Raw genomic sequence first — 7,079 nt, forward strand, 5'->3', positions numbered from 1 at the left:
GTATTATATTTTACCTTAAGCATTAATTTTTTATCCACTAACCTTGAAGCCCTTTTAATTATTTGTGTATCAATATCAACACTTTGTATTTTCCTAATATTTACTTGGATCAAAACTGAAAACAACTTTAAACATACATTTTTATCTTTAATTAAAATAAAAGAACAAAAAAGAGAAACCAAAATTTTAAAGTACAAAATACTAATACATGTAATGCTATTTATAGTCTCAATAATGCCATTTTTTTATGCCCAAAGCATACTTAATTCTTATAATAATTGCAATTACTTTTACAGCAAGAAATTAAACTACTTCGACTATCTAAATCCCAATAACATCTATTTAATGGTTGGACATAATGAAGAAATACCAAATATTGTAGGTTATATGTATCATATATTTTATCAAAATGAACTTAAATACAAAATCACATCTCAGTACGGAAAAGTAAATACAAATGTAAAAGAAGACTACTTTCAAATAGAAAACAATAAAATAACCATCAATTCAAAAATTATATACAAAGTAGACAAAGAATTTATATCTAAAAACTTAAATAACGAACTATCTAGATTATTCTTAGAAAATGGAAATCCAATTTTAATATATAAAGAAACACCTGCTAACATTACAATTAATAAAAAAAATGAACAAACATTATTCACTCTCTCATTGCCATTTTTTTTATTACTATTCCTATTTAAAGCAATAAGATTTACAATTCTTTTAAATATGAGTGAAAAAAATTATAGAAAATATATCAGGGGAAGCAGTTAATGTTTAACTCACAAACCAAAATAAAAAGACAATATAAAATTAACATAGATGAAATCCAAATACCTGAATGTATTTTAATTCCATTAGAAACAGCAGATTCAAAATCTACAATATATGTCATTGAAAATCAAAGAATTTCAGAAGGACAAATATTATCAAAAAACAAAAATGTAGAACTTTACACATATGCCCCAATATCTGGAATAATAGAAAAAATATATACTGCCAATCTTCCAAATAAAAATCAAATAAAATCAGCATTAATAAGATTTCATGGAAGAATCAACAATGAAAAAGAAATTTCAACTGAAGAAGAATCAAGAGAAAAAACACTAGAAAAATTAATTCGATTAGGAATTCCTTGGTTTAATGAAGATTCATTATTTCAATATATGAACAAATGCAAAAAAATAGACAAAATGATTTTGTTAATAAATGGCAAAGATTCATTTACAAATATCTCAGAAATACTAATAACAACAAAACTAGACAAAATTGTCTACGGCTTTGAAACTATAGATAAAATATTCAAATTTAAAGAAATATTAATAATAACCGACAACCATAATATTAAAAAAGAACTTGAAAAATTAAATGTCGCAAAAGACAAAAGATTAACAATCAAATTAATTTCCAACTCTCCACATCCATATTCAAATCACGAATTAATATATAAATTTCTTATACAATGAAGAAAACACATCTAATATTCTAGTTTAAAGTTAAAATTACTTTCTAAATATTGAAGATCTTTAGTAGTAAGTTCATTTTATACTATAAAACAAATTCTCCATACAAAGAAAAACTCATAACTATCAATGGAAATAAAAAAATAAAAAGTAAAATAACCAAAGTCAAAATTGGTACATCTATCAAACAAATAATAGACGAAAATATTGATTTAAAAAAAGATGATTATCCTGATCAAATAATCCAACAAATCCTACAAAAATAGATAATCTAAATGTACCTATCACAAGAGATATATATAGCATAACAATATTAAGAAAAAAAACAATACTTAGCAAAGTTAACAAAATCAAACTCTTAAACACACCCAGTTTTTCACCATTATGTATGGAACAAATTATTTTAGAAAAAATTAAAAATCAAGATAATAACGAAAATACACAACAGCAATATTTACAATATACTATAACTCAAATAGAAGAAGAAATAAACAAAGTAAAAAAAGAAATAAAGGAAAATATATTAAATATAAACTTTAATAATGAACCAATATACACCGAAAACAACTTAAAAGATATCTATTTAATTACTATATTAGCATTAATTCCTAATTTAATATTTTCTTTTGCAAACAATATCAAATTTTTAATTGATAGCCTTATATTAATAATCACAAGTTTATGTTCATATATACCAATAATGCTCAAATCCAAATATAGATATTTCTCTTTTTTTGTATATACTGCATTAATTACCAATATAATACTACCCTTAAATTTTCCTATAACATTAAAAATAATGGCAATATTTTTTACATTTTTAATGTTTTTTTATTTCTCAAGGCTCTCTAAACTCCTTATAAATCCTATATTAATTTCATTCATTTTTTTATTACTAAATTTTCCACTAAGTTTCAAACAAACATATTACAAAGAACTTGTTAAACAAAACGATATAATTCCTACATGGAATAAAATAATTTCTCAAAATCCAAACATTCACAACTTAGAAAACTTAAAAGAATTTAAAAGACATGAAAACAAATACATCGACATAATCGACAAATTTATAAATGAACAAATATTATCTCATCTCAATATAATGATACCAAGATTCCATATTGAAAACCTTTTGGGATTTCAAAATGAAAAGTATTTATCCCCCATTCTAATCTATATTGGCTTTTCATTCATCCTTAAAAAATTCATTATCAATAAACTAATACCACTATCTTTTTATATAAGTTTGCTATTCATAGCTTACATACTACAAAACCTTTCTCTCTACAATTATATAAGTTTTGATATATTAAGTCTGATAATGTCACCAATTCCAATGATCTTAGTATTCACAATGGGTACAGAATTACAAACAGCTCCCCACTTTAAATTTGAACAAATACTTTATGGATTTGCATTATCTTTAGGATATTTTATAACGCTAAGTTATATTCCTCTTGAAACTTTTTCAGCTATAATATCAATATTTATATTACAAATAAGCGCAACACTAATTAAAAAGTACAGCTTAACATTCCATATAAAAAAAATACTACACTATTTAAGAATAAATAAAGAAAAAGTAAGAGAAAATAAAAATGAAAATGGAGAAGAAATTATTAAAATATGACAAGCAATTTAATAACATACTTGCTAGTAAACAATTTGTTACTAATACACTTTATTGGAATTGAAGATATAAAAATAAAAGATAATAAAACATTATCAAAAAAATATCTAACTATCATCATCACTTCGCTATTAATTTATTCATTGACTTTTTTATATTTATTAAAGCTAATTTCTTAGTATAGAATTTATTATTTATAATACCAATAATATATATGACATTAATTTACATACTAACACTTATGTTAAAAACATTAAACAATATCTTAGTTGTCATGTATAACAGCAAGACAAAATATTCAAATGATTTTTTGTTATCTAATAGTAGCTTGATTGCAATAATATTTTTTTCTCTAGATAAAAGTCATAATTTTCTAGAAGGCATAACAATACTCATTTTATCTTCACTAAGTATCTTAATAACTATTATATTAACAAAAATAATAAAGAAAAATTTAGAAAAAAAATCAACATTCAAACTAATAACTAACGAAACAATGTACTTTTTTATAATCTTCATTTTATCTTTAATTCCAAATATAATTATATTAATAAATAATAGTGAGAGTTTATAATGAGAGAAACAATAAATGAATTTCTAGAACAAATTGAAAATGTCTGGAGGAAGCTTTGACAGTGATAAAATTAAAATACAACTTCAAAAATATGAAAAACAAATAAATAATGAGAATTTTTGGAATGATAACAAAAGAGCACAAGAAATTCTTAAGAATCAAAATATTTTAAAAACCAAAATTGAACCTTGGGAAAGCTTGATATGCCAACTTAAAGATTTAAGGGAACTCTGTAAAATTGCAGAAAGTGAAGATGATAAAGCACTATTAGAAAGAGATGTTAATAAATTAAGAGAACAATATAAGCATATCTTAACATTATCATATTTCAAAGAAGATATTGACATCAATAGCGCATTCTTGACAATACATTCAGGAGCAGGTGGAACAGAAGCATGTGATTGGGTTAATATGCTATATAGAACATATTTAAGATATTCTGAGAGACGTGGATATAAAATAGAACTTATAGATTTGCTGGAATCTGAAGGAGGCATTAAATCTGTTACAATCGAAATAAAAGGAAAATATGCATATGGATTCTTAAAAAGTGAAGTAGGAATACATCGACTTGTAAGAATTTCTCCTTTTGATGCTGCAAAAAAAAGACACACATCTTTTGCATCTGTTTTCATTGATCCTGTAATTGATGATAAAATTGAAATAATAATTAAACCAGAAGATATTAGAGTTGATACATATAGAGCTTCAGGGGCAGGAGGGCAACATGTTAATAAAACATCATCGGCCGTTAGAATTACACATCTTAAAACAGGAATAGTAACACAATCTCAAACTGATAGAAGTCAACATAGAAATAAAGAATTAGCAATGAAAGTATTAAAATCAAAACTTTATGAACACTACAAAACAATAGAACAACAAAAAAGTAAATCTAAACAACAAGAAAAAAAAGATATCTCTTGGGGCAATCAAATTAGATCTTATATATTTCAACCTTATACTCTAGTAAAAGATCACAGAACAAAATTTGAAAATCCAAATATTATGTCTGTTATGGACGGCAACATTGATAACTTTATAGAAGAATACCTAAAATGGAAAAATTTAAATTAATAATAATCATGTTATTATCAATCTCAACGACTAAACTAGCATATACTCAAAGTAACATTGAGTATAGATTTTCTTATATCATAAATACAAAAGAAGAAAATAAAGAACTCCAAAAAGGAATTGAACAAACACTAAATAAAATATACAATGCAATAAATGAACACATTATTAACGATAATGATAAAGACTTCATAAGACGCATTTATATATATCAAAATATAATAAGCAAAGAACAAGAATTTAGCAAACTCAAAGAAGACATGGACAAAAAAAAGTTACAAAATGCAAAAAGGGAAAAGAAAAAAATAAAGTAAAGTGGAAGTAAAAATATTGGAGAAGACATTAAAAACATAATAATCCAACATACTTAAGAAGTTTAACAAGTTCACTATTATCAAATATGTAAAAAAAATAAAAGGGTTCTAAGAATACAATAAGAATTAGACAAAGTACATCTATCAAATTTGAATATAGAATTTTTAACAAGTCAAGAATTATTCTTTGTTAATTACATACACTTAAAAAAAGTAGATAAACATTATTTAGTTGAAATTAGCAATATTACTCCACAAGGAATAAAAGTTTACAAAGAAATTTTTAAACTATCATCATCCGTTGATGACATTGCATACAAAATAGCAAAACTCAGTCTTGAAGAAATATTAGGAAGAAAATTTATTAAACTTAAGATCAATGTCATAAATAATTTAGATGCCAAAATATATATAAATGAAGAATTTGTATCAAAAGGATTATATAACAATGATATATGGGATATTTCTCAACTACCAGATAAAGAAATTATCATTGACATTACAAGCACAACTTACAAACCATATAGAATAAAACAAAAAGTAAAAAGTGGTGACACTATTGACTTAAATATTACATTACAAAAAGCAAATTCCAATAAAATATTAATTACAAGTAATGTAACATCTAAAGTATTTAAAAAAGGAGTATTTATAGGAGAAACACCAATTGAAATTGAAGAACCTGAAAATGTAGAGTCTATATTATTGCAAGCTGAAGAACACAAAAACAAATTCATAATAATAAATAACAAAGATAAAGAAGTTTATATAGAAATGGTAAGAGATAATAAAAGTGAACTCATTACAAAAAGAGATCTATTCTATATCAACCTTAGTATTTTTACATTAAATCTTATAGGAACTGCATTTGCCATAACAAAATATAATGAATCTTCAGAACTTTACAACATAGCTTTAAATAATATTTTAAAAAATAGAATAAGACCTCAAGATTTATATAACGCAAAAGTAGAAGAGATGATTGCAACATTCTTACTTGGTACAGGAATAACATTTTCTGTTGGTAGTTTTATACCATTAATCATTCATTTGGTACAATATATTAAAGAAGCAACTCGAGGTGAATAAACTATTGTAAAATTTATTTAACACCAAATAAAAAATAGGAGCACTAAACTTTTGAACATTTTTAATAAAATAAGAAATTTATTCAAGAATAAAGAAAAGACACAAATAATTGAAAGGTTAGAAGATCTACTCTTAGAAGCAGATATAAAAAACGATATAGTAATAGAAATAGTAGAACATATTCAAAAAATAAAAGCTAAAGATGAACAAGAAACAGTATTACAACTAAAAAATTTACTAAAGAGTTATCTAAATCAACAACCTCTTAATTTAGAAAACAAAAGATTAAACATCTTATTGATACTTGGAGTAAACGGAGTTGGTAAAACCTCAAGTATTATAAAACTCGCAAATAAATTCAAAAATGAAGGAAAAAATGTACTAATTGCTGCAGCAGACACATTCAGAGCTGCAGCAATCGAACAACTTAAAATACAAAGCGAAAAAATTGGCATTAAAGTCATATCTCAAAACCAAGGAAGTGATGCAGCCGCAGTAATATTTGACAGCATCTCAAGTGCAAAAACTAAAAATTATGATATATTAATAATTGATACAGCAGGAAGACTCCAAAACAAAGAAAACTTAATTAAAGAACTCAAAAAAATGGATCAAGTGATAAAAAAACAAATACTCGATACAAACATCAATTATAAAAAAATACTGGTAATAGACTCCATATCTGGAAAAAACACAAATAATCAAACAGAAATATTTGACAAAGCAATACAAATTGACGGAATTATAGCCACAAAATTTGACTCATCATCTAGAGCAGGTGGAATAATTAATATCTCAAAATTATTGCAAAAACCCATATATTTCTTTACATTTGGAGAACAAGTAGACAACATTAAAGAATTTAACACTGAAAACTACTTAAACAAACTATTATGACAATAAAGAACTAAAATATTAAATAAACAAGA

Annotated in this window: 4 protein-coding genes and 3 pseudogenes; all 7 read left to right on the forward strand. The window is 24.1% G+C overall.

The annotated features are described in order from the left end of the window. Positions 1–777, forward strand: a pseudogene (locus BN1173_RS04445) (hypothetical protein); the annotation flags it as partial. Further along, positions 777–3,096 (forward strand): annotated as a pseudogene (locus tag BN1173_RS00380) (RnfABCDGE type electron transport complex subunit D). The pseudogenes BN1173_RS04445 and BN1173_RS00380, both read left to right, overlap by 1 nt. Further along, a pseudogene (locus tag BN1173_RS04450) lies at positions 3,093–3,670 on the forward strand (hypothetical protein). The pseudogenes BN1173_RS00380 and BN1173_RS04450 overlap by 4 nt, the downstream one beginning before the upstream one ends. Further along, positions 3,670–4,747, forward strand: a protein-coding gene (prfB, locus tag BN1173_RS00390; protein WP_246040013.1) for a peptide chain release factor 2 whose coding sequence is annotated in 2 segments (ribosomal slippage) — positions 3,670–3,725 and positions 3,724–4,747 — 1,080 coding nt in all. Because the reading frame shifts where the segments join, the coding sequence is not laid out codon by codon here. The pseudogene BN1173_RS04450 and the gene prfB overlap by 1 nt, the downstream one beginning before the upstream one ends. Beyond that, on the forward strand, positions 4,729–5,061 hold the full coding sequence (locus tag BN1173_RS04455) for a hypothetical protein (protein ID WP_246040014.1): 333 nt from the start codon (positions 4,729–4,731) through the stop codon (positions 5,059–5,061). The genes prfB and BN1173_RS04455 overlap by 19 nt, the downstream gene beginning before the upstream one ends. Before the next feature lie 150 nt (positions 5,062–5,211). Further along, the gene (locus BN1173_RS00395) at positions 5,212–6,150 is read left to right on the forward strand and encodes a hypothetical protein (RefSeq protein ID WP_246040015.1); all 939 of its coding nucleotides are present in this window, start codon (positions 5,212–5,214) and stop codon (positions 6,148–6,150) included. Positions 6,151–6,201: 51 nt separating this feature from the next. Next, positions 6,202–7,047, forward strand: coding sequence for a signal recognition particle-docking protein FtsY (gene ftsY / locus BN1173_RS00400; RefSeq protein WP_040235793.1), 846 nt, complete (start codon positions 6,202–6,204; stop codon positions 7,045–7,047). The last annotated feature ends 32 nt before the right edge of the window (positions 7,048–7,079 follow it).

Source organism: Borrelia crocidurae, assembly GCF_000825665.2.
GTDB classification, from domain to species: Bacteria; Spirochaetota; Spirochaetia; order Borreliales; family Borreliaceae; genus Borrelia; species Borrelia duttonii.